Source organism: Luteococcus sanguinis, from assembly GCF_039527675.1.
GTDB lineage: Bacteria > Actinomycetota > Actinomycetes > Propionibacteriales > Propionibacteriaceae > Luteococcus > Luteococcus sanguinis.
Map to the genome: position 1 here is coordinate 51,596 of NZ_BAAAKI010000003.1, position 19,398 is coordinate 70,993.

Here is a 19,398-nt window from a genome sequence, read left to right on the forward strand (position 1 = left end):
GGGCCCGCTCCCTGTGTCTTGTGCTGGAGTCGTTGTTCTCCCGCGCCCTGACGGGTCAGATGCGGTCAGTGCGATCCTTGAGGTCGTCCTTGACGTCCTCGACGCCGTCGCGCAGCTTGTCGCCGAAGGAACGCTTGTCAGCGTCCACGCCCTCACGCAGGTCGCCACCGAGCTCGTCGCCGTCCACCTCGATGTGCTCCTTGCGCACCTGGGCCTGGATGGTCTCGTTCTCGGTCACCTCGCGGGTGTCGAGGCGCACCTTCTCGGTGGCGACGGTCTCCGTGCTGACGACCGGTCGCTCCTCGTGTAGCACGACCTCGGTCTCCGCGTCGACCAGATCTCCGCGGACGTCCTCGGAGCCGTCGAGCGGCACGCGCTCCACGACAACCTCCTCGCGGGTCACGGGGACGGTCACGGTCTGGGTCTCGGTGATGACGTGCTTGCGCAGACGCGCACGGCCAGCCTCGACGCGCTCAGTGCCGACGTTCAGGCGCTCCTCGCGGGCCACGAGCTCGTCGGCGTTGCCATTGGCGTCACGGTCCAGGTTGGCGTCACGGTCCAGGTTCGCGTCGCGGTCCAGGTTGACGTCGCGGTCGGCGACACCCCGGTCGGCGACGACGTCGCGGTCGGTGTCGACGAACTCACGTCCGGTCGAGTACTCGTCCTGACGGTTGTAATAGGCGTACAACTCGGCTTCCTGCGACTCCTCGATGTGGCCATCGGGGTCGACGCCGGGGGCGCCCTTGATGAAGTCCTTGGTATAGGGCACGCGGATCTCGTCACCAGCGGCGACCTCCTGCGCGTCCAGCGGCACGAAGGTCTCCTTCATGCCGAAGAGCCCGGTCTTGACCGTTACCCAAGTGGGGCGGCCAGTCTGGTCGTCGAGATAGACCTGGCCGACGTCGCCAACCTTGTCGCCGTTCTGGTCGACGACGGTGGCGCCGTAGAAGCGGTCGTAGTCGTGGGTGCTGTTCTGGGAGGTGAAGTCATCAGTCATGGTGAGTCCTTTCTCTCCGGGCGAGGCCCGGTCGATCGGTTGCGGTTGGCCCGCCGTTGCCGGGTGGCCGTGCCGCTGTGCCGCGCTGTTTGTCGACAACTCGACGTTAGAAGAGTCGAAAGAATGATCGCAAGACTTCCCGCCGTGAGCGAAAAAGCCCTTGCCAATAGCGAATCCATCCCACCCTCACAGGTGTGGGAAGCGCTTGGGATCAGTGCAGCACCCAAATGTGCGGCGGTCGCCGGGCCCACCGCAGCCAGCTAGAATCTTCCGGGCCCGAGAGCGGTTCGCGGGTCGGGAGAACAGGGAGTGGAGCATGCCGGTAGGCGCTGACGGAGAATTCATCGACCAGGTCAGCGCGGTGCGTGCCTGGGCCCAGGCCGCGCACGAGGTGCTCGTGGCAACGGCCTCCCGCCAGCGCGGAGCGATCGACACTGCGACACTCGCCCGTACCGTGCAGCAGCGCACCGGCATCGCCACCAAGCAATCGGCCAGCAAGTGGATCGGTCCGCTACTTGGCGTCATCGCCAAGCACAACGCCGATCGCGGCGAACCATTGCTGCCGGCCTTTGTCGTCCGCCGTGATGGCACGGTCGGCCCGGCTTGGGAGGAAGTGCTCAGGTTTGCCCGCATCCCCATCCCGGATGGGGACCTCGAACAGCATGCCGCGGCCCAACGCATGGCCGCCCACCACAGGTGGGCGGGAACGTTGGAGGAAGCACCCGCTGCCAGCGCCGTGAAGGCGCCGCGAGCAGCCGGGGTGAAAAGAGCCGCTCCCACCACGGCCAAGCGCCCCGCCAACCCCGAACCGCTGCGCGGCAACATCTGCCCGAACTGCTTCATGCAGATGTCCCTGACGGGCGTCTGCGACAACTGCGACTGATTACACCGGCCGACTGGGCGCGCCGCGCCTATGCCACGGGTGCCCATCGACCACCGGAGCGCACCAGTAGCCAGTGGCGTCCGATCTGGGCCACGGGTTCGATCGCCTCGAGGGCCGCATCGCGCGCCATCACGGCAAGCTCCTCTTCTTCTGAACCGCTGGCATCGGGCACGGTGAACCTCACCGTCACCCGGGGCGTCCCGGCAACCACGTCGATCTCCCGGGAGTCGACGTGGAAGTTCTCCGCGATGGCGGTGACCAAGGTCTCCTCCACCTCGGGCGGACGGTGGCCCGGGTGGAGGCCCAGCACCTCGAACTGCGCTCGGAAACTCGGCATGGCGCGAGCCTAGTGAACGAGTCCGACATGTAGCCGAAGCGGGCCGGAGGGATCCTCGACAAGCTCGGGGAACCTACGTAACCACGGTCCCAGATCCTGCCGAGGGGTCCCTCTGGCAGGACTCACAGCACCTTGTTCAAGAAGTCCTTGGTGCGGGGGTCCTGGGGATTGCCGAAGAGCTCGGCAGGTGAGCCCTGCTCCTTGATCACGCCGTCCGCCATGAACAGCACCCGGTCGGCGACCTCACGGGCGAAGCCCATCTCGTGGGTGACCAGCACCATCGTCATCCCCTCCTCGGCGAGACCGCGGATGACGGCCAGCACCTCGCCCACCATCTCCGGGTCCAGCGCACTGGTGGCCTCGTCGAACAACATGATGGACGGACGCATGGCCAGGGCCCGCGCAATGGCCACCCGCTGCTTCTGCCCACCGGAGAGCTTGTTGGGCATGGCATCGGCCTTCTCGGCCAGCCCCACGCGGTCCAGCAACGCCAGGGCGCGCTCGCGGATCTCCGCGGACGGCCCCTTGCCCAGCTCGCGGGGAGCGAGCATGACGTTGTCGATCACGCTCATGTGCGGGAAGAGGTTGAAGTGCTGGAAGACCATGCCGATGTTCTGGCGCACGGTGTCGAGGTTGGTGTCCTTCGCGACGAGGTCCACCCCGTTGACGATGATGTGGCCCTCGGTGACGTCCTCGAGCTTGTTGAAACAGCGCAGCAGGGTCGACTTGCCAGCACCCGAGGGGCCGATGATGGCGATGACCTCGCCCTCGTGCACGTCCAGGTCGATGTGGCTCAGTACGACGTGCTCGCCATAGGCCTTCTTGAGGTCACGCACCTTGATGGCGACCTTGCGGTCCGTGATCAGGACGGAGGTGTCTGCATGGACAATGAGCTCGTCCCGGGTCTGGTTGCTGCTCACTTGTTGACCTTCCTGTCCACGAGGTTACTGAGCCAGGTCAGCGCCATGATCACGATGAAGTACAGCAGCCCGATCACGAACCACAACTCGGAGCGAAGGTTGGTGGCGATGATCTGCTGGCCCTGGTAGGTGAGTTCGGCCAGGCCGATGACCGCAACCAGCGAGGTGTCCTTCAAAGTGATGATGAACTGGTTGATGAAACTCGGAGTGGCGATCTTCACGGCCTGGGGGACGACGACCTTGCGCATCGAGGTCCCGTACGACAGCCCCAGCGAACGAGCCGCCTCCAGTTGTCCGGGGTCAACCGACTGGATGCCCCCTCGCACGATCTCGGTCATGTAGGCGCCAGCATTCAGGCCGAGGGCCAAGACGCCCGCTGTGAAGGCACCCAGCCCGACGTGGTGCCCCACGAGTTTGGTCAGCAGTGGCGGGACCGTGAAGTAGATGAAGAAGAGCTGCACCAGCAGCGGAGTCCCGCGGAAGATGTTGACGTAGGTGTTCGCCAGGAACCTCAGGACGCGGTTGCCGCCCACCTTGAACATGCCGAAGACCAGGCCAAGGACGGTGGCGCCCAGCAGGGCGCACGCCGTGGCCAGCACGGTCGTCCCGAGACCACGCAGCATGGACGGCAGCGACTGGCGCAATATCTGCCAGAAACCGTCGCGTTGGGTGGCGGTTGAGCCGAGGTAGGTCTCGTTGATGGTCTGGTACTGGCCGCTGGCCTTGAGGTTGTTCAGACCGATGTTGAAGGCCTGGACGAGTTCGGGGTGCTGTCCCTTGTTGACCGCGACGCCGTAGGAGTTGCCCTTGACCTTGTCGCCGACCACCTGCATGCCGCTGCCCTGTTGGATGCCGTAGAGCACGACGGGGTAGTCGTCGATGAAGGCGGCGGAGTTGCCGACCTTGACGTCGTTGATCATGTTGGAGGTGTCACTGAAGGAGGTGGTCGTGAAGCCGTACTGTCCCGAGATCGACTTGGCGTAGTCCGCGCCGGCGGTTCCGTTCTTGACCGCCACCTTCTTCCCCTTCAAGTCGTCCAGGCTGGCGATCGAGGAACCCTCGGCGACAGCCACTTGGAGCCCGGACTCGAAGTAGCCGTCGGTGAAGTCCAAGGTCTTCTTGCGTTCGTCGGTGATGGACATGCCGGCCATGACGGCGTCGACCTGTCCTGCCTTGAGGGCTTGGACGGCGGCGTCGAAGCCGAGGGACTTGATGTCGATGGTGAAGCCCTGGTCCTTGGCGATGGCGCGGATCAGGTCCATGTCGATGCCGACCATCTCGCCGGTCTTGGGGTCGCGCATCTCGAAGGGCGCGAAGGTGGTGTCGGTGCCGATGACATAGTGCTTGCCTTGGGCGGGCTTGTCCGTGTCGTTGGCCACGGCCAGCCCGGTTCCCAGGTACTTGCCGACCAAGCTGTCGTAACTACCGTCCGACTTCATCTCGGCCAGGCCGAGGTTGAAGGCCTGGACAAGTTCTGCGTCCTGGCCCTTCTGGACGGCAACGCCGTAGGAGTTGCCCTTGACCTTGTCGCCGACCACCTGCATGCCGCTGCCCTGTTGGATGCCGTAGAGCACGACGGGGTAGTCGTCGATGAAGGCGGCGGAGTTGCCGACCTTGACATCGTTGATCATGTTGGAGGTATCGGTGAAGGAGACCGTCGAGAATCCGTATTGTGCGGCGATCGACTTGGCGTAGTCCGCGCCGGCAGTCCCGTTCTTCACGGCGACTCGCTGGCCCTTGAGACCGTCCAGTGAGGTGATGGACGATCCCTTCGCGACCGCGACCTGGAGCCCGGACTCGAAGTAGCCGTCGGTGAAGTCCAAGGTCTTCTTGCGTTCGTCGGTGATGGACATGCCGGCCATGACGGCGTCGACCTGTCCTGCCTTGAGGGCTTGGACGGCGGCGTCGAAGCCGAGGGACTTGATGTCGATGGTGAATCCCTGGTCCTTGGCGATGGCGCGGATCAGGTCCATGTCGATGCCGACCATCTGCCCGGTCTTGGGGTCGCGCATCTCGAAGGGTGCGAAGGTGGTGTCGGTGCCGATCACATAGTGCTTGCCCTGGGCAGGGTGGGTGTCGTCGGCGTGGGCCAGTGGAGCCGCGAGCGGTGCGATCATGGCCAGCAGGCCGATGACCACGATGCCCAGCAGGCTGCGCACCCAGGCAGTGGTGCGTCGATACATCCCGGTTCCTCCTGTCGTCGGCCCCAACTCGGGCCGCAGCGGTCAACGGACGAATGCTCCGCGACAGTCACACACTAGAGTGTGTTGCTTGCCCCACACGGCGTTGCCTCGGCCGAGGCAGGGGGTGGGACGTTATCTTGGGTCGACATCCCCAACCGGAGACCCGATGACCGAACTTCCCCGCCGTACTGCCGAGCCGGCTCCGGCCGCACCCCGCTTCCGCCCCGACATCGAGGGCTTGCGCGCAGTGGCCGTCGGCCTCGTGCTGCTGTATCACGCAGGCATTCCCGTGGTGCGGGGTGGCTTCGCCGGCGTGGACGTCTTCTTCGTCATCTCAGGCTTCCTGATCACCGGCGTGCTGATCCGCGAGGTGGAGAAGACCGGACGGGTGAACCTGGCCCAGTTCTGGGCCCGCCGCATCCGCCGGTTGCTGCCTGCGGCCACGCTCGTCCTGGCCTCTACCGCACTGGCCACCAAGCTGCTGGTTTCCCGGATGGACTGGGCGCGCATCGGCGGCGACATCACCTGGTCGGCGATGAACCTCGTCAACTGGCGGCTGGCCTCGCAGTCGATCGACTACCTGGCCGAGGGACAGCTCGCCAGCCCGGCGCAGCACTTCTGGTCACTGGCCGTGGAGGAGCAGTTCTACTTCGTCTGGCCCGTGGTGATCCTGCTGTTCGCGCTGGTGGCCCGACGGTTGCACCGTGTACCGCGCCCCATGCTGCTGCTCGGCCTGCTGGCCATCACCATCCCGTCGTTGGCGTGGTCGCTGTGGTACACCGCCAAGTCGCCGGCCGACGCCTACTTCGTCACCACCACCCGCCTGTGGGAGCTCGGACTGGGCGCCCTCACCGCCGTGCTGGCCGGGGTCTGGGACCGCCTCAGGCCCGAGGTCGGACGCGCGATCGCCTGGGGCGGCCTGGCGGCCGTGGCCCTGACCGCCTTCGTCTTCTCCACCCGCACTCCGTGGCCGGGCGCAGCAGCGCTCGTCCCCACCCTGGGCACCGCAGCGGTGATCGCGGGTGGCGCCAGCGCCGGGGCTGCCGGACCGGTGCGCTGGTTGGGCAAGGCGCCGCTGGTCTGGCTGGGTGGCCTGTCGTACTCGCTGTACCTGTGGCACTGGCCGATCATCGCCATCGCCGCACTGCGCTGGAACGGCTTGAGCTGGTGGCAGGGGACGCTGTTGGCGCTTGTCTCGATCATCCCCGCGTGGTTGACCAACCGCTTCCTCGAGAACCCCATCCGCCACGGCGCGTGGGGCAAGAAGAACCCGGGCATCGTCCTGTCCGTCGGCCTCAACCTCGCGGCCATCGGCACCATCGCCGGGCTGGCGCTGTCCCATCTGGGGCTCCAGTTCGAGGCGGCGGCCCGGACGTCGACCGTCCAGAGTCTTCCCTCCGGCGTTCCGACGCCGGGAGCCTCGTCCGAGGTCACCCCCTACGCCGAGATCGTGCCCAATCCTGCGCTCGCGGACGAGGACCTGCCCGAGGCCTACGCCAAGGGTTGCCAGGCAGGGGTGGACGAGACCACCGCCCTGCGCTGTCGATTCGGTACCAAGGGGGCCAACACCAAGGTCGTCCTGGTCGGCGACTCGAAGGTGCTGCAATGGCTGCCGGCCCTCGACGCGATCGGGGACGACCGCGGCTGGCAGATCATCACCTACACCAAGTCGGCGTGTGCCTGGGCTGACGCCGACCAGCAGAGCGAAGCGGGCAAGGACTACCCCCAGTGCCGCGAGTGGAGCGCCAACGTCGCCAAGGCCATCGCCGCCGAGAAGGGCCTGGACCTCGTCATCACCAGCACGGGCGAGTCGACGGCCTCCCTCGATGGCCGAGACCCGAATGCAGCCGACCTGCTGACCGGCCTGCGCGCCAACGCCAAGAAGGTCGGGGCGCTCAAGATCCCGCTCGTGGCCCTCTCGGACACGCAGAGCCCGGGCATGGAGGTCTACCGCTGCGTCGCCGGTCACCCGGACGACTACGCCACCGCCTGCACCTTCCCCCCCAAGGCAGGCAACGGCAGCGCCGCGCTGCGCGCCATGGTCGACGCGGCGGCCGAGGACGGTGCCGATGAGGGCTACATCAACATGGACCCGTGGATCTGCCGCACCGAGACCTGCCAGCCCGTCGTCGGCGGAATCCTGACCTATCGCCAGGGATCACACATCACCGCCACCTACGCCAAGGCGCTGTCGCCGGTGCTGGAGAAGGCGCTGCTGACGCAGGCCAAGAAGCTGGGGACCAACCTCAGCTGATGCCGAGCAGGTCCTCGAGGACGACCAGCACGCCGGCCTCCTCGTTGGACCCGGCGCGGTGCGTCGCCACGGCGATCGCGGACTCCTCGGCCTTGGCCATCGCGTAGCTGGTGCCCGCAGCGGCGAGCATCTCCACGTCGTTGCCCGAGTCGCCGAAGGCCACCACGTCGTCCCAGTCGACGTCCCAGCGGTCCAGCAGGGCCTGCAGGCCCCAGCGCTTGTGCCGGCCCGGGACGATCAGGTCGATGCCCTGGTGCCCGGTGGTCACCGGGACGAGGTGCTCGTCGAGGCTGGCGGACAACTGCTCGGCCAGACGCCAGGACTGTCCCTCGTGCGTGATCAAGTGCAGCTTCACGACCGGGCCGTCGATCTGGGTCAGCGAGTCGACCATGCCGACGTTCTCGTAGGCCGAGTGCATCGCCTTGATCATGATCTTTGGGGAGTCCTTGCGCAGCCAGGCCCCGTCGGGACCACTGGCCACCGCCCGGAGTTCCGCGTGCTCGTCCACCAGGGCCACGGCGTGGGCCAGCACCTCAGGCTCGACGGTCGCCACCCGGACCTGCTCCGCGTCGACGTCCACCACGACGGCCCCGTTGTCGCTGACGAAGGCGAGCAGGTCGGGACGGGCGAACATCTTCTTCATCGACAGGTACTGCCGCCCGGACGCGATGACGACGTGGACGCCCTGCGCCAGGCACGCATCCAGCACCCGCTCGAAACGGTCAGTGTCGAAGGTGGCGCCCGTGCGCAGCAGCGTCCCGTCCAGATCGATGGCGACGGCCTTCATCAGGCCTGCTCCGCCAGCTTGACCTCCACCGACAGTGGCTGCTCTGCGACCGTCCAGACCACCTCTCCGGTGATGCGTCCCACCGCCCCCAGATCAGCCTCGAATGCCTTGAGACGAACCAGCACATCGGCCTGGCCTACGAACTCTGCGCGGGTCACCTCAGTCTTCATGGACACCTTGGCGTTCGACTTCGCGCCGCGCAGCGCGATCAGCGCGGTGGCGAGGTCAGCCAGTAGCCGCGGGTCACCGGAGGCGGGCAGCTCGTCGGTGGTGGGCCAGGCGGCGGTGTGCACCGACCCGTCCTTGAACCAGCTCCAGACCTCCTCGGTGACGAAGGGCAGGAAGGGCGCGAACAGGCGCAGCATGACGTCCAGCGCGCTGCGCAGCGCTGTCTGGGCGCTGGCAGCGGCGGCCTCGCCCTGCGAGCCGTAGGCGCGCTCCTTGACCGTCTCGAGGTAGTCGTCGCAGAAGCTCCAGAAGAAGCCCTCGGCCGCTTCCAGGCCGCCGGTGTAGTCGTAGCGCTCGAAGCTCTCGGTGGCCTTCTCGACCACGCCGCGCAGGCCGGCGAGCATGGCCAGGTCGACCGGTGCCTCGACAAGCTCGGCCGTCGTGGAGGGGCGCCCTGCATCGCCGCTCATGCCCAGCACGAACTTGGAGGCGTTGAGCACCTTCATCGCCAGACGACGTCCGACCTTCATCTGGGTCTCGTCGAAGGGGGAGTCCAGTCCCGGCCGGGCCATCGCGGCACGCCAGCGCACCGCGTCGGCTCCGTACTTGTCGAGGATCTCGGTCGGGACGACGACATTTCCCTTGGACTTGCTCATCTTCTTGCGGTCGGGGTCGACCACGAAGCCCGAGATGGTGGCGCGCCTCCACGGCACCTGGTCGAACTCGAAGTTCGAGCGCACCACGCGGCTGAACAGCCAGGTGCGGATGATGTCGTGCGCCTGCGGGGCGATGTCCATCGGGAAGGTCAGCGCGAACAGTTCCTCGTCGCGCTGCCAGCCCGTGGCGAGCTCCGGGGACAGGGAGCTGGTCGCCCAGGTGTCCATCACGTCCGGGTCGGCGATGAAGCCGTTCGGCTGGTTGCGCTGCGACTCCTGGTACCCAGCGGGGGCATCGGAGGAGGGGTCGACCGGCAGGCTGGCCTCGTCGGCGGTGATCGGACGCGTGTAGTCCGGCTCACCCTCAGCGTCGGTGGGGTACCAGACCGGGAAGGGCACGCCGAAGAAGCGCTGGCGGCTGATCAGCCAGTCACCGTTCAGGCCGCCGACCCAGTTGTCGTACCTGTGCTTCATGTGCTCGGGGGTCCATGCGATCTCGTTGCCGCGGGCCACCAGCTTGGCCTTGAGAGCCTCGTCCCGGCCGCCGTTGGCGATGTACCACTGGCGGGTCGAGACGATCTCCAGGGGCTTGTCGCCCTTCTCGTAGAAGTTCGCCATGCGCTGGGTGGGCTTCGGCTCGCCGTCCATCTCCCCGGTCTCGCGCAGCTTGTCGACGATCGCGGCCCGCGCGCTGAAGGTGGTCTTGGTGGCCATCTCCGGATAGAAGGAAGCGTCGACCAGCCACTCGGGGGTCTCGGCCTGCAGTCGTCCGTCGCGGTTGATGATGGTGCGCATCGGGAGCTGGAGCTCGCGCCACCAGATCACGTCGGTGAGGTCGCCGAAGGTGCAGCACATGGCGATGCCGGCGCCCTTGTCCTTCTCGGCGGCGGGGTGCGCCAGCACTGGGATCTCCACATTGAAGACAGGAGACTTCACAGTGGTGCCGAACAGTGGCTGGTAGCGCTCGTCGTCCGGGTGCGCGATCAGGGCACAGACCGACGGGATCAGTTCCGGACGAGTGGTCTCGATCCAGACCTTCTCGCCGTCCGGACGGCTGAAGCCGATGCGGTGGTAGGCGCCGGGATAGTCACGGGCCTCCAGCTCAGCCTGGGCAACAGCGGTCTGGAAGCTGACATCCCACATTGTCGGGGCCTCCGACAGGTAGGCCTCACCGCGAGAGAAGTTGCGCAGGAAGGCCAGCTGTGCAATGCGCTGGGACTCGTCGCCGATGGTGGTGTAGAGCTCGTTCCAGTCCACCGACAGGCCAACTCTGCGCCACAGGTTCTCGAACACCTGCTCGTCGGTCGCGGTCAGCTCGTGGCACAGTGCCACGAAGTTGCGGCGGCTGATCGGCACCTGCTTCTTGGGGTCCGGCTTGGCCGGGGGAGTGAAGTCGGGGTCATAAGGCACGGAAGGGTCGCAGCGCACGCCGTAGAAGTTCTGCACGCGACGCTCGGTGGGCAGGCCGTTGTCGTCCCAGCCCATCGGATAGAAGACCTGCTTGCCGGTCATTCGCTGGTAGCGCGCAATGACGTCGGTGTGGGTGTAGCTGAACACATGGCCGACGTGCAGCGAACCGGACACGGTCGGCGGCGGGGTGTCGATCGAGAAGACCTGCGCGCGGGCAGCCGCGCGGCTGGCAGCGTCGGTGAGGTCAAGCTCGGGACGACGAAAGGTGTAGGTCTGCTCGTCCTGCCAGGACTGTGACCATTTGGTCTCGAGGCCCTCCAGTGCCGGCTTGTCCGGTACCTGACCCCGGATCGGGGTCGTCGCGGTCACGGTCTGCTCGGGCATGGAGTTCATGCGGCACAGCTTAGTGAACGCTCGAGGTGGCTCCGAACGACTATCCGGCCGCGGTGATCGCCGCGAGCACGGTCGCGTCGCTCTGCCCACCCGAGGCCCACGGCAGGAAGGCGTGGGTGGACTGGTCCAACCACTCAAGGCTCTTCCCGTCGACATGGACGGTGGGGGTCCCGGTCACGCCCGCCGCTCCGGCCGCGTCGTCCGTTGTCTGGACGAAGGCCTCGCTGGTTCGTTGGTCGTAGCACTGCTGGTAGCTGGTGAGCTTCGCCCCACCCACGCCCAGCTGCTCCGGGATCTCGTCACGCAGCAGGGCGTCGGAGTAGCCCTCCGAGCCCTGGACCTCCTCGGCTGCTTGGCGGGCGAACACGGCGTCGTGGTACTTCGCGTAGACGCCGGCCCAGTCCGCGCAGGCGGCGCCGACCGCGGCCCGGGTGGACGCGGAGTTGCGCAGGTTCGTGTCCATGAAGGTCATCGTCCGGTACTCGAGCGTGATGTCGCCCTTGTCGGCCAGCGACAGCAGGTTGGCGCCGATATTCGACTCAAGTTCCTTGCAGTTGGGGCACTGGTAGTCGACGTAGAGGGCGACCACCGGGACGCCCACCTTCGACGTTCCCGGGTTCACGACGATGCCGGAGTCGTCCGCGTTCGCGTGCGGGGGCGTGGTGGCGGCGGTCAAGTCGGCGGGCTTGTCGCGCGTGAGCCAAACCGTGGCCAGGACAGTGGTCAGCACGATCGCTGCCACGGCCATTCCGATGCCGATCAGGCGGCGGCGGCGCTGCTCGGCCACCTCGGCTGCCTGCTGCTGGCGCAGGGCCTCGCGACGGAGTTCGTCTCGCCGGGCGGCCTTGGCGGCTGACGACTTGCGGGCGCTCATGCTCGACTCAGCCCGGAGCGATCAGGCCGCGGCCTTGATGGCGGCCAGCGCGGACTCCTCGGTGGTGCCCAGGGTGGTCCAGTCGATCTGGTTGTCGTTGACCTTGAAGGTCGGGGTGGACGTGACGCCCGCTGCTCCAGCCTTGTCGTCTGTGCCCTTGACGAAGTCGAGGGTCGCCTGGGCGTCGTAGCACTGCTGGAAGCTGGTGAGCTTCTCGCCACTCAGGCCCACGGCTGCGGGGATGGTCTCCTTGAGCAGCTTGTCGCTGTAGCCCTCGGAACCCTGGACCTCCTGCTGGGCCTGGTTGGCGTAGACCTCGTCGTGGTACTTGGCGTAGACGCCCTGGTTGTCGGAGCAGGCAGCGGCCACGGCCGCGCGGGTCGAGGCGGTGTTGGACAGATTGGTGTCCATGAACTTCATCGTCCGGTACTCCAGGCTGATGTCGCCCTTCTCTGCCAAGGCCTCCAGCGCCGGTCCGACGGTCGTCTCGGCCTGCTTGCAGATGGGGCACTGGTAGTCGAGGTAGACGGTCACCACCGGCGCGCCGCTCTTGGCCTTGCCCGGGTTGACGACGATGCCGGATTTGTCCGCGTTCGCGTTCACCGGGGTGCCCTGCGCGCTGGCCGCCTCCACCTTGTTGCGGTTGTTCTGCACGAGGACCACACCCACGACGGCGACGACCACCAGCGCGAGGAGGGCGGCCGCGATGCCGATGATGCGCATGGTGCGTTGCTGACGCGCCTCGGCCTCCTGCTTCAGGCGCAGCTGTTCGCGGCGGTTCTGCGCAGACGTGGCGCCCGAGGTGGTTTCGGTCTTCTTGCTCATCGGATGTCCTCTCGGACGAGTTCGTCGTCCAGGTCGGTGGTCTCGGCCAGGTGGGAGGTGGTGATTGGGCGGAAGAGCCAGTTGTCCACGCTGAAGGGGGTACGAGGGCGCCAGACCAGCCAGAGGCCGGACAGCGCGAAGACCGAGTCGCGGATGATCTCGGTGAAGTACTGGGGGTCGTCGGTCTGTCCGCCGCCGCCGAAGCAGCCGCAGTCGATCGACAGGCCACGGGCCCAGACGCTGGCGATGCCGGCGATGAACACGAGCATCAGCACGGCACCGGTCGCCGCGGTGACGCGGGTGAAGATTCCGGCCAGCACCAGTAGGCCCAACATCAACTCGAAGATGGGCAGCCCGTAGCCAATGAGCTTCTGCAGCTCATAGGGGATGAAGTCCAACTGATAGGCCCGCACCGCGAGCACGCTCTGGTCGGGATGCATCACCTTGGCCGCGCCGGCATAGAACAGTGCACCGCCCAGGATGAGTCGCGCTGCCAGGCCGACCCAGTCCCGCCAGGTGCGCTGGCTTGCTTCAATCACAGGCGCATCATAACCGGGCAGGACAACACCGCCCGGGGGCGCCGGTAGTCTTGGGCGCACCATGACCAACGCCCACGACGAGATCGTCGCCCAGCTCATCGGCCGCTGGCCCGAGCACCGCATCGCCCCCTCACTGGCCCGCATCAAAGCCCTGTGCGACCTGTTGGGCAACCCCGAGAAGTCCGCCCCCGCGATCCAGATCGCAGGCACCAACGGCAAGGGGTCGACGGCCATCATGGTCGACGCGCTGCTGCGCTCGAACGGGCTACGGACCGGACGATTCTCGTCCCCGCACCTGGTCGACCTCACCGAGCGGATCTGCATCGACGGCGATCCGATCAGCCATCAGCGCTTCGACGAGCTGTGGGATGACATCCGTCCCTACGTCGAGATGGTCGACGCGCAGCAGCTGGACGGTGTGTCGATGACCTTCTTCGAGGTGATGACTGGGCTGGCCTACGCCGCCTTCGCCGACGCACCGGTCGACGTGATGGTCGTCGAGGTCGGGTTGGGCGGCTCCTGGGATGCGACGAGTGTCGTCGAGGCGCAGGTCGCCGTGGTCTGCCCGATCGACCTTGACCACATGCACATCCTTGGCGACACGATCGAGGAGATCGCGGGCGAGAAGGCCGGGGTCATCAAACAGGGCGCGACCGCCGTCATCGCCGGCCAGCAGCCCGAGGCTGCAGCCGTTCTGCTGGAGCGCTGCACCGAGGTGGGCGCCCGGATGGTGCTGGAGGGGCGAGACTTCGCCCTGCTGGAGCGCACCCAGGCCGTTGGTGGGCAGCTGTTGCGCATCAACGGCGCCGAAGGCCCGGTCGGCGACATCCACCTGCCCGTCTACGGCGAGCACATGGCCCGCAATGCCGCCTTGGCGCTGGCTGCGGTCGAGGCACTGCTCGGCGGACGCGCGCTGCAGCCCGAGGTGGTCGTGGACGGCTTTGCGGCCGTCGAGGCGCCCGCCCGGCTTGAGCTCATCCGCAAGTCGCCGCCGGTGGTCCTCGACACCTGCCACAACCCGCACGGCGCCCGCGCGACGATGGCCGCGCTGGACGAGAACTTCGACCTGACGCCCACCGTCGGCGTCGTCGCGATGATGGCCGACAAGGCCGTGGACGAGGTGCTCTCGATCTTCGCCGAGCACATGGACCGCATCATCGTCACCAAGGTCAGCTCCACCGACCGGGGCATGGCCGTCGAGGAGCTGGCCGACCGCGCCATCGGTGCCTTCGGCGCCGAGTGTGTCTCCCAGGCGCCCAATGTCACGGCGGCCATCGACATGGCGATGGAGTTCGCCGACCTGGCCGGCACCGGGGGTGGCGTCGTCGTCGCGGGCTCCGTGATCCTCGCCGGCGAGGTGCGTGCCCTGTTCAAGGGCCCCGGTGCCAGCCGGGCGGAAGAGGCCGACGAGCAGTACATTCCCGTCAGCCGGCGGATGGACGACGAAGAGGACGAGTGGTGAGGCTCCGCAACGACAACCCGATGAACCGGGCGCTGGTGACGCTGCTGGCCTTCGAGGTGCTGATCTTCGCCCTCGCCTACCCCGTGATGATCATGGTCGATTCCGCACACCCCGCCCATGCGGCGGTCTGGGTCGTGATCGCCTGCCTGATGGCGCTGGTCTCCTGCGGCGTGCTGCGCAAGCCCTGGGGCTGGTGGCTGGCCTGGGCGACGCAGGTGGCCGGTGTCCTGCTGGGGCTGCTGACCCCCGGGATGTACCTGATGGGCGCGATCCTGGCGGTGATCTGGATCGTCAGCTTCCTGCTGGGACGCAAGATCGAGGCCGACCAGGCCCAGTTCCGCGCCTGAGGTCGAGGCAGAGGTCGTCCGCCGGGCGATGCCCAAGTGGTATTCCTCCTAGTAGTCTCGGGACATGACCGCATCGCAGCGCACCCTCGTCCTGTTGAAGCCTGACGCCGTCGAGCGTCGCCTGGTGGGCGAGATCGTCTCCCGCTACGAGGCCAAGGGCCTCCGGATCGTCGCCCTCGAGCTCCGCACTGCCGACGTCGCGACGGCCCAGGCGCACTATGCCGAGCACGTCGGCCGTGACTACTACCCCGGGTTGGAGCAGTTCGTCACCTCCGGTCCGCTGGTCTCACTGGTGCTCGAGGGGGAGTGCGCCATCGAGGCCGTCCGTTCCCTGCACGGCATCACCGACTCGGCCGTCGCCGCCCCTGGGACGATCCGCGGCGACTTCTCGCTGTTCACGAACCGAAACCTGGTGCACGCCTCCGACGCCCCGGAATCAGCCGAGCGCGAGATCGCCATCTGGTTCCCGAACCTGTGAGGTTTCGATGACCAATCCACCGAACGGTCCTCAGCAGGGCTCGGGTTTTCCGCAGTGGGAACCACCCGTGCAGAACCAGCCCGTGCAATGGCAGTACCCGCCGCAGGGTCAATTCGTCCAGCAGGGCCAGTACGCGCAGCAGGGTCAGTACCCGCAGCAGGGTCAGTGGCCAGCGCCTGCACCCCAGTGGCAACTGCCCACCAAGGCGGAACCGCTACCCGTCCAGCTTCGGCAGTACCAGGAGTTCTGGCGTTCGCCGCGCTGGAGCTGGTGGCGCCCGGTGGTGGCCACGGTGCTGGCGCTGGTGCTGTTTCTGGTCTCACAGACCGTCGCGCTGATCGTTGCGATGGCCGCCGATGCAGCGAGCGGACGCGTGCCGCTCGACCAGGCGATGGAGGAACTGGGGCAGAGCACCACGCCCGCCTTCTTCGCCGCCAACAATGTCTCGCTCGCGAGCCTGATCCCGATCTCCATGTTGATCGCGTGGTGGGTGACGGGGCAGCGTCCGAAGTGGCTCACCGGCGTGGTGGGCGGCTTCCGCTGGGGCTGGTTCGCGCGCTGCGTGGGCCTGCTGTTGCCGCTGTGGTTGGTCTACATCGGCATCGAGTGGTGGGCCATCTCGCAGTCTGATGAAGGTCTCGGCCTGAAGATCAACAATGACACCTGGTTCCTGCTCGCAACCATCCTGATCACCACACCACTACAGGCGGCCGGTGAGGAGTACGGATTCCGCGGTCTGCTCAACCGCGCCGCAGCCTCCTTCTTCAAGAACCGGACGCTCGGACTGCTGGTGGGCCTGATCTTCAGCTCCTGCCTGTTCATGCTTGCGCACGGCGCCGGTGACCCCTGGCTGAACCTCTTCTACTTCTGCTTCGGTGCCATCGCGTGCATCATGACCTGGCGCACCGGCGGGTTGGAGGCGGCGATCGCGATGCACGCCGTCAACAACCTGCTCAGCGAGGCGAGCCTCCCGTTCAGCGACATCTCCGACATGTTCAACCGCGAGGCCGGTACGGCCGACGCCTCAGTGCTGATCGGCGTCGTCGTCCCGCTGATCGGTCTGGCGCTGGTTGAGTGGCAGGCACGCCGTCAGCAGATCATCCGCGCCACCGCCCCGGCCGCGGCGCTCCAGCCCCAACGTCTCGGGGCCAAGAACCAGCCCGCGCTGTCATGAGCAGGTCGGTGGCATCAGACCGCGTCCGGCTGCGGGACGAACAGCGGGACGCGGCGTGTGATGCGCTGGCATCCGTCGACGCGGCGTCCTCGACCCTGTGCGAGGGTTGGACGGCGCACGATCTGGCAGCACACCTGTGGGTGCTCGACCACCCCTCCCCGAGTTGGGCCGGTTTGGTGGTGCCCAGCATCGACACCTTGGCGGCCACCAAGAAGCGTTGGCCCTTCGCCGAACTCGTCGGACGCCTGCGCAACGGCCCGTCCACCTTCGCGTGCATGCCCCTGGACCCGCGGGCCGGCAACCTGCATGCGATCGGGGAGTGGTTCGTCCACACCGAGGACGTTCGGCGTGCGCACGACCTGCCGCGGCGCCAGTACGCGGCCGAACTGCAGGACGCGCTGTGGGCGCGGGTGCAGAGGGCGGCGCGGCAGCTGAACTGGCGCCGTCCGACAGGCTTGGTGCTGCGCCGGGTCAACGGCGGCACGTCGATGGTGGTCGACAAGCCCGCCGGCGTCGTCGTCACCGGCGAGCCGGCCGAGCTGATGATGTGGGCCTATGGACGCACTTCCGTCGCGGATGTGGTGATGGAACCACAGCCCTGACCCCTGGACACGCTCGGGGAACGGACAGGGTCCAGGGTTCGGGGATCGTGAGTTGTGGGAAAGCTCACCTACAATCGACGGACCATGACTGAGCAGCTCACCTCCACCGCGCCAGAGTCCCTGTTCGGGCGGCTCGAACCCCTGCTCGCGCAGGTCAGCAAGCCCATCCAGTACGTGGGCGGCGAGCACAACTGCGTCGTCAAGAACTGGGACGACGTCGACGTCCGTTGGGCCCTGATGTACCCCGACGCCTACGAGGTCGGCCAGCCCAACCAGGGCGTCGCGATCCTCTACGAGATCCTCAACGAGCGCGACTGGATCCTCGCCGAGCGCACCTACGCGGTGTGGCCGGACCTCGAGAAGCTGATGCGCGCCCACCAGATTCCCCAGTTCACCCTCGACGCGCACCGCCCCGTCGGCGCCTTCGACGTGCTGGGTCTGAGCTTCTCCACCGAGCTCACCTACACGAACATGCTCAATGCGCTCGACCTGGCCGGGCTGCCGATCCACGCGTCCGAACGCCGCGAGCACGACCCGATCGTCCTGGCCGGCGGGCACGCCGCCTTCAACCCTGAGCCGATCGCCGACTTCATCGACGCCGCGGTCTTGGGCGACGGGGAGGAGGCCGCCCTCCACATCTCCGACATCATCCGCGAGTGGAAGGCCGAGGGCCGTCCCGAGGGTCGCGACGGACTGCTGATGCGCCTGGCCACGACCGGCGCGGTCTACGTCCCGAAGTTCTATGACGTCACCTACCTGCCCGACGGGCGCATCCAGCGCGTCGCGCCGAACCGTCCCGGCGTCCCCTTCCAGGTGCGCAAGCACACCCTGATGGACCTCGACGCGTGGCCCTACCCCAAGAAGCCGCTGGTGCCGCTCGCGGAGACGGTGCACGAGCGCTACTCGGTGGAGATCTTCCGCGGCTGCACCCGCGGCTGCCGCTTCTGCCAGGCCGGGATGATCACCCGTCCCGTGCGGGAGCGCAACATCGAGACCATCGGCTCGATGGTCGCCGCCGGCCTGCAGGCCACCGGACTTGAGGAGGTGGGCCTGCTCTCCCTGAGCTCGGCCGACCACTCCGAGATCAAGGACGTCACCAAGCAGCTCGCCGACCGATATGAGGGCAGCAATGTCTCGCTCTCGTTGCCCTCTACCCGCGTGGACGCCTTCAACATCGACCTCGCCAACGAGCTCTCCCGCAACGGGCGTCGCTCCGGTCTGACCTTTGCCCCCGAGGGCGGCAGTGAGCGGATGCGCAAGGTGATCAACAAGATGGTCAGCGAGGACGACCTGATCAACACCGTCGCCACCGCCTTCGGCAATGGCTGGCGGCAGGTGAAGCTCTATTTCATGTGTGGGTTGCCCACCGAGACCGACGAGGACGTGCTGGCGATCGCCGGCATGGCACGTCGGGTCATCGAGACCGGACGTCAGGTCGCCGGCACCCGAGACATCCGCTGCACCATCTCCATCGGCGGCTTCGTGCCCAAGAGCCACACCCCCTTCCAGTGGGCGGCCCAGGCCTCACCGGAGGTGATCGACCACCGGCTGCAGATCCTGCGCGAGGCGGTGCGCGCCGACAAGCAGTTCGGCAAGGCGATCGGCATGCGCTACCACGACGGCAAGCCCGGCCAGATCGAGGGCCTGCTGAGCCGCGGCGACCGTCGCATCGGCAAGGTGCTCGAGGCGGTCTGGCGCGACGGCGGCACCTTCGATGGGTGGAGTGAGCACTTCAGCTACGACCGCTGGGTAGAGCAGGGCAATGCCGCGCTGGCACCCTTCGGCGTCGACATCGCCTGGTACACCACGCGTGAGCGTGACTACGCCGAGGTGTTGCCCTGGGACCACCTCGACTCCGGTCTGGACCGCGACTGGCTCTGGGAGGATTACCAGGACGCCATCGACGGCGCCGAGGTCGAGGACTGCCGCTGGACGCCGTGTTACGACTGCGGTGTGTGCCCGCAGATGGACACCGAGATCCAGATCGGGCCCACGGGACGGACGCTGATCCCGCTGCAGGTCGTCGCCCGCGACCTCGGGGCCGCCACCAGCGCCTGAGCGCTGGCAGGCCCGCGCCATGGGCGCCGCTCGGATCCCCGACCCCGCTCA

Annotated in this window: 17 protein-coding genes; 8 read left to right on the plus strand and 9 right to left on the minus strand. The window is 67.3% G+C overall.

Features of this window, described 5'->3' with window-relative positions; genetic code table 11:
- Positions 1 to 55: 55 nt before the first annotated feature.
- Positions 56 to 997 carry a PRC and DUF2382 domain-containing protein gene (locus ABD089_RS02540; protein WP_343884633.1) on the minus strand — a complete coding sequence of 314 codons (942 nt, stop codon included), beginning with the start codon at positions 995 to 997 and terminating at the stop codon, positions 56 to 58.
- A gap of 316 nt (positions 998 to 1,313) precedes the next feature.
- Here ABD089_RS02540 and ABD089_RS02545 point away from each other — a divergent pair, with 316 nt between their 5' ends.
- Entirely contained in the window at positions 1,314 to 1,880 is a 567-nt protein-coding gene (locus tag ABD089_RS02545; protein ID WP_343884634.1) for a hypothetical protein, read from the plus strand.
- Positions 1,881 to 1,908: 28 nt separating this feature from the next.
- Here the strand turns inward: ABD089_RS02545 and ABD089_RS02550 are convergent, their stop codons facing one another.
- The 3 genes from ABD089_RS02550 to ABD089_RS02560 all read right to left on the minus strand — a co-directional run bounded on the left by ABD089_RS02550 (position 1,909) and on the right by ABD089_RS02560 (position 5,320).
- On the minus strand, positions 1,909 to 2,217 hold the full coding sequence (locus ABD089_RS02550) for a hypothetical protein (RefSeq protein WP_343884635.1): 309 nt from the start codon (positions 2,215 to 2,217) through the stop codon (positions 1,909 to 1,911).
- Positions 2,218 to 2,339: 122 nt separating this feature from the next.
- Positions 2,340 to 3,107 carry an amino acid ABC transporter ATP-binding protein gene (locus tag ABD089_RS02555; protein WP_425560018.1) on the minus strand — a complete coding sequence of 256 codons (768 nt, stop codon included), beginning with the start codon at positions 3,105 to 3,107 and terminating at the stop codon, positions 2,340 to 2,342.
- A gap of 26 nt (positions 3,108 to 3,133) precedes the next feature.
- The gene (locus tag ABD089_RS02560; RefSeq protein WP_343884636.1) at positions 3,134 to 5,320 is read right to left on the minus strand and encodes an ABC transporter substrate-binding protein/permease; all 2,187 of its coding nucleotides are present in this window, start codon (positions 5,318 to 5,320) and stop codon (positions 3,134 to 3,136) included.
- Positions 5,321 to 5,486: 166 nt separating this feature from the next.
- Here ABD089_RS02560 and ABD089_RS02565 point away from each other — a divergent pair, with 166 nt between their 5' ends.
- Positions 5,487 to 7,574, plus strand: coding sequence for an acyltransferase family protein (locus tag ABD089_RS02565; protein ID WP_343884637.1), 2,088 nt, complete (start codon positions 5,487 to 5,489; stop codon positions 7,572 to 7,574).
- Here ABD089_RS02565 and ABD089_RS02570 read toward each other — a convergent pair.
- Genes ABD089_RS02570 through ABD089_RS02590 form a run of 5 tightly spaced genes read right to left on the minus strand, consistent with a single transcriptional unit; the run spans position 7,567 to position 13,226 of the window.
- Complete coding sequence (locus ABD089_RS02570) at positions 7,567 to 8,361, minus strand: Cof-type HAD-IIB family hydrolase (protein ID WP_343884638.1); 795 nt, start codon at positions 8,359 to 8,361, stop codon at positions 7,567 to 7,569. The two genes, ABD089_RS02565 and ABD089_RS02570, sit on opposite strands and share 8 nt — an antisense overlap.
- Positions 8,361 to 10,988 carry a valine--tRNA ligase gene (gene valS / locus ABD089_RS02575; protein WP_343884639.1) on the minus strand — a complete coding sequence of 876 codons (2,628 nt, stop codon included), beginning with the start codon at positions 10,986 to 10,988 and terminating at the stop codon, positions 8,361 to 8,363. Before valS ends, ABD089_RS02570 begins: the two co-directional genes overlap by 1 nt.
- Positions 10,989 to 11,028: 40 nt before the next feature.
- Positions 11,029 to 11,862, minus strand: coding sequence for a DsbA family protein (locus tag ABD089_RS02580; RefSeq protein ID WP_343884640.1), 834 nt, complete (start codon positions 11,860 to 11,862; stop codon positions 11,029 to 11,031).
- A 21-nt stretch (positions 11,863 to 11,883) separates the two neighbouring features.
- The gene (locus ABD089_RS02585) at positions 11,884 to 12,687 is read right to left on the minus strand and encodes a DsbA family protein (protein ID WP_343884641.1); all 804 of its coding nucleotides are present in this window, start codon (positions 12,685 to 12,687) and stop codon (positions 11,884 to 11,886) included.
- A complete protein-coding gene (locus tag ABD089_RS02590; protein ID WP_343884642.1) occupies positions 12,684 to 13,226 on the minus strand; it encodes a DoxX family protein in 543 nt (180 codons plus the stop codon). Before ABD089_RS02590 ends, ABD089_RS02585 begins: the two co-directional genes overlap by 4 nt.
- Before the next feature lie 61 nt (positions 13,227 to 13,287).
- On the opposite strand from ABD089_RS02590, the gene ABD089_RS02595 reads away from it, so the two are divergent.
- The 6 genes from ABD089_RS02595 to ABD089_RS02620 all read left to right on the plus strand — a co-directional run bounded on the left by ABD089_RS02595 (position 13,288) and on the right by ABD089_RS02620 (position 19,347).
- Entirely contained in the window at positions 13,288 to 14,688 is a 1,401-nt protein-coding gene (locus tag ABD089_RS02595; RefSeq protein ID WP_343884643.1) for a bifunctional folylpolyglutamate synthase/dihydrofolate synthase, read from the plus strand.
- Positions 14,685 to 15,035, plus strand: coding sequence for a DUF4233 domain-containing protein (locus ABD089_RS02600; protein WP_343884644.1), 351 nt, complete (start codon positions 14,685 to 14,687; stop codon positions 15,033 to 15,035). Before ABD089_RS02595 ends, ABD089_RS02600 begins: the two co-directional genes overlap by 4 nt.
- Before the next feature lie 64 nt (positions 15,036 to 15,099).
- Positions 15,100 to 15,513: a nucleoside-diphosphate kinase gene (ndk, locus tag ABD089_RS02605; RefSeq protein WP_343884645.1), complete on the plus strand. Its 414-nt coding sequence runs from the start codon at positions 15,100 to 15,102 to the stop codon at positions 15,511 to 15,513.
- 67 nt (positions 15,514 to 15,580) lie between these two features.
- Positions 15,581 to 16,687 (plus strand): CPBP family intramembrane glutamic endopeptidase, encoded by a 1,107-nt coding sequence (locus tag ABD089_RS02610; protein ID WP_343884646.1) that lies wholly within the window; start codon positions 15,581 to 15,583, stop codon positions 16,685 to 16,687.
- Between the two features lie 8 nt (positions 16,688 to 16,695).
- A complete protein-coding gene (locus ABD089_RS02615) occupies positions 16,696 to 17,289 on the plus strand; it encodes a maleylpyruvate isomerase family mycothiol-dependent enzyme (protein WP_343884647.1) in 594 nt (197 codons plus the stop codon).
- Between the two features lie 84 nt (positions 17,290 to 17,373).
- Positions 17,374 to 19,347: a TIGR03960 family B12-binding radical SAM protein gene (locus ABD089_RS02620; RefSeq protein ID WP_343884648.1), complete on the plus strand. Its 1,974-nt coding sequence runs from the start codon at positions 17,374 to 17,376 to the stop codon at positions 19,345 to 19,347.
- The last annotated feature ends 51 nt before the right edge of the window (positions 19,348 to 19,398 follow it).

What these genes read in the sequence shown, in the direction of transcription:
- ABD089_RS02540 (WP_343884633.1), bottom strand. Translation starts at nt 997, where the DNA reads ATGACTGATGACTTCACCTCCCAGAACAGCACCCACGACTACGACCGC.
- ABD089_RS02545 (WP_343884634.1), top strand. Translation starts at nt 1,314, where the DNA reads ATGCCGGTAGGCGCTGACGGAGAATTCATCGACCAGGTCAGCGCGGTG.
- ABD089_RS02550 (WP_343884635.1), bottom strand. Translation starts at nt 2,217, where the DNA reads ATGCCGAGTTTCCGAGCGCAGTTCGAGGTGCTGGGCCTCCACCCGGGC.
- ABD089_RS02560 (WP_343884636.1), bottom strand. Translation starts at nt 5,320, where the DNA reads ATGTATCGACGCACCACTGCCTGGGTGCGCAGCCTGCTGGGCATCGTG.
- ABD089_RS02565 (WP_343884637.1), top strand. Translation starts at nt 5,487, where the DNA reads ATGACCGAACTTCCCCGCCGTACTGCCGAGCCGGCTCCGGCCGCACCC.
- ABD089_RS02570 (WP_343884638.1), bottom strand. Translation starts at nt 8,361, where the DNA reads ATGAAGGCCGTCGCCATCGATCTGGACGGGACGCTGCTGCGCACGGGC.
- valS (WP_343884639.1), bottom strand. Translation starts at nt 10,988, where the DNA reads ATGAACTCCATGCCCGAGCAGACCGTGACCGCGACGACCCCGATCCGG.
- ABD089_RS02580 (WP_343884640.1), bottom strand. Translation starts at nt 11,862, where the DNA reads ATGAGCGCCCGCAAGTCGTCAGCCGCCAAGGCCGCCCGGCGAGACGAA.
- ABD089_RS02585 (WP_343884641.1), bottom strand. Translation starts at nt 12,687, where the DNA reads ATGAGCAAGAAGACCGAAACCACCTCGGGCGCCACGTCTGCGCAGAAC.
- ABD089_RS02595 (WP_343884643.1), top strand. Translation starts at nt 13,288, where the DNA reads ATGACCAACGCCCACGACGAGATCGTCGCCCAGCTCATCGGCCGCTGG.
- ndk (WP_343884645.1), top strand. Translation starts at nt 15,100, where the DNA reads ATGACCGCATCGCAGCGCACCCTCGTCCTGTTGAAGCCTGACGCCGTC.
- ABD089_RS02620 (WP_343884648.1), top strand. Translation starts at nt 17,374, where the DNA reads ATGACTGAGCAGCTCACCTCCACCGCGCCAGAGTCCCTGTTCGGGCGG.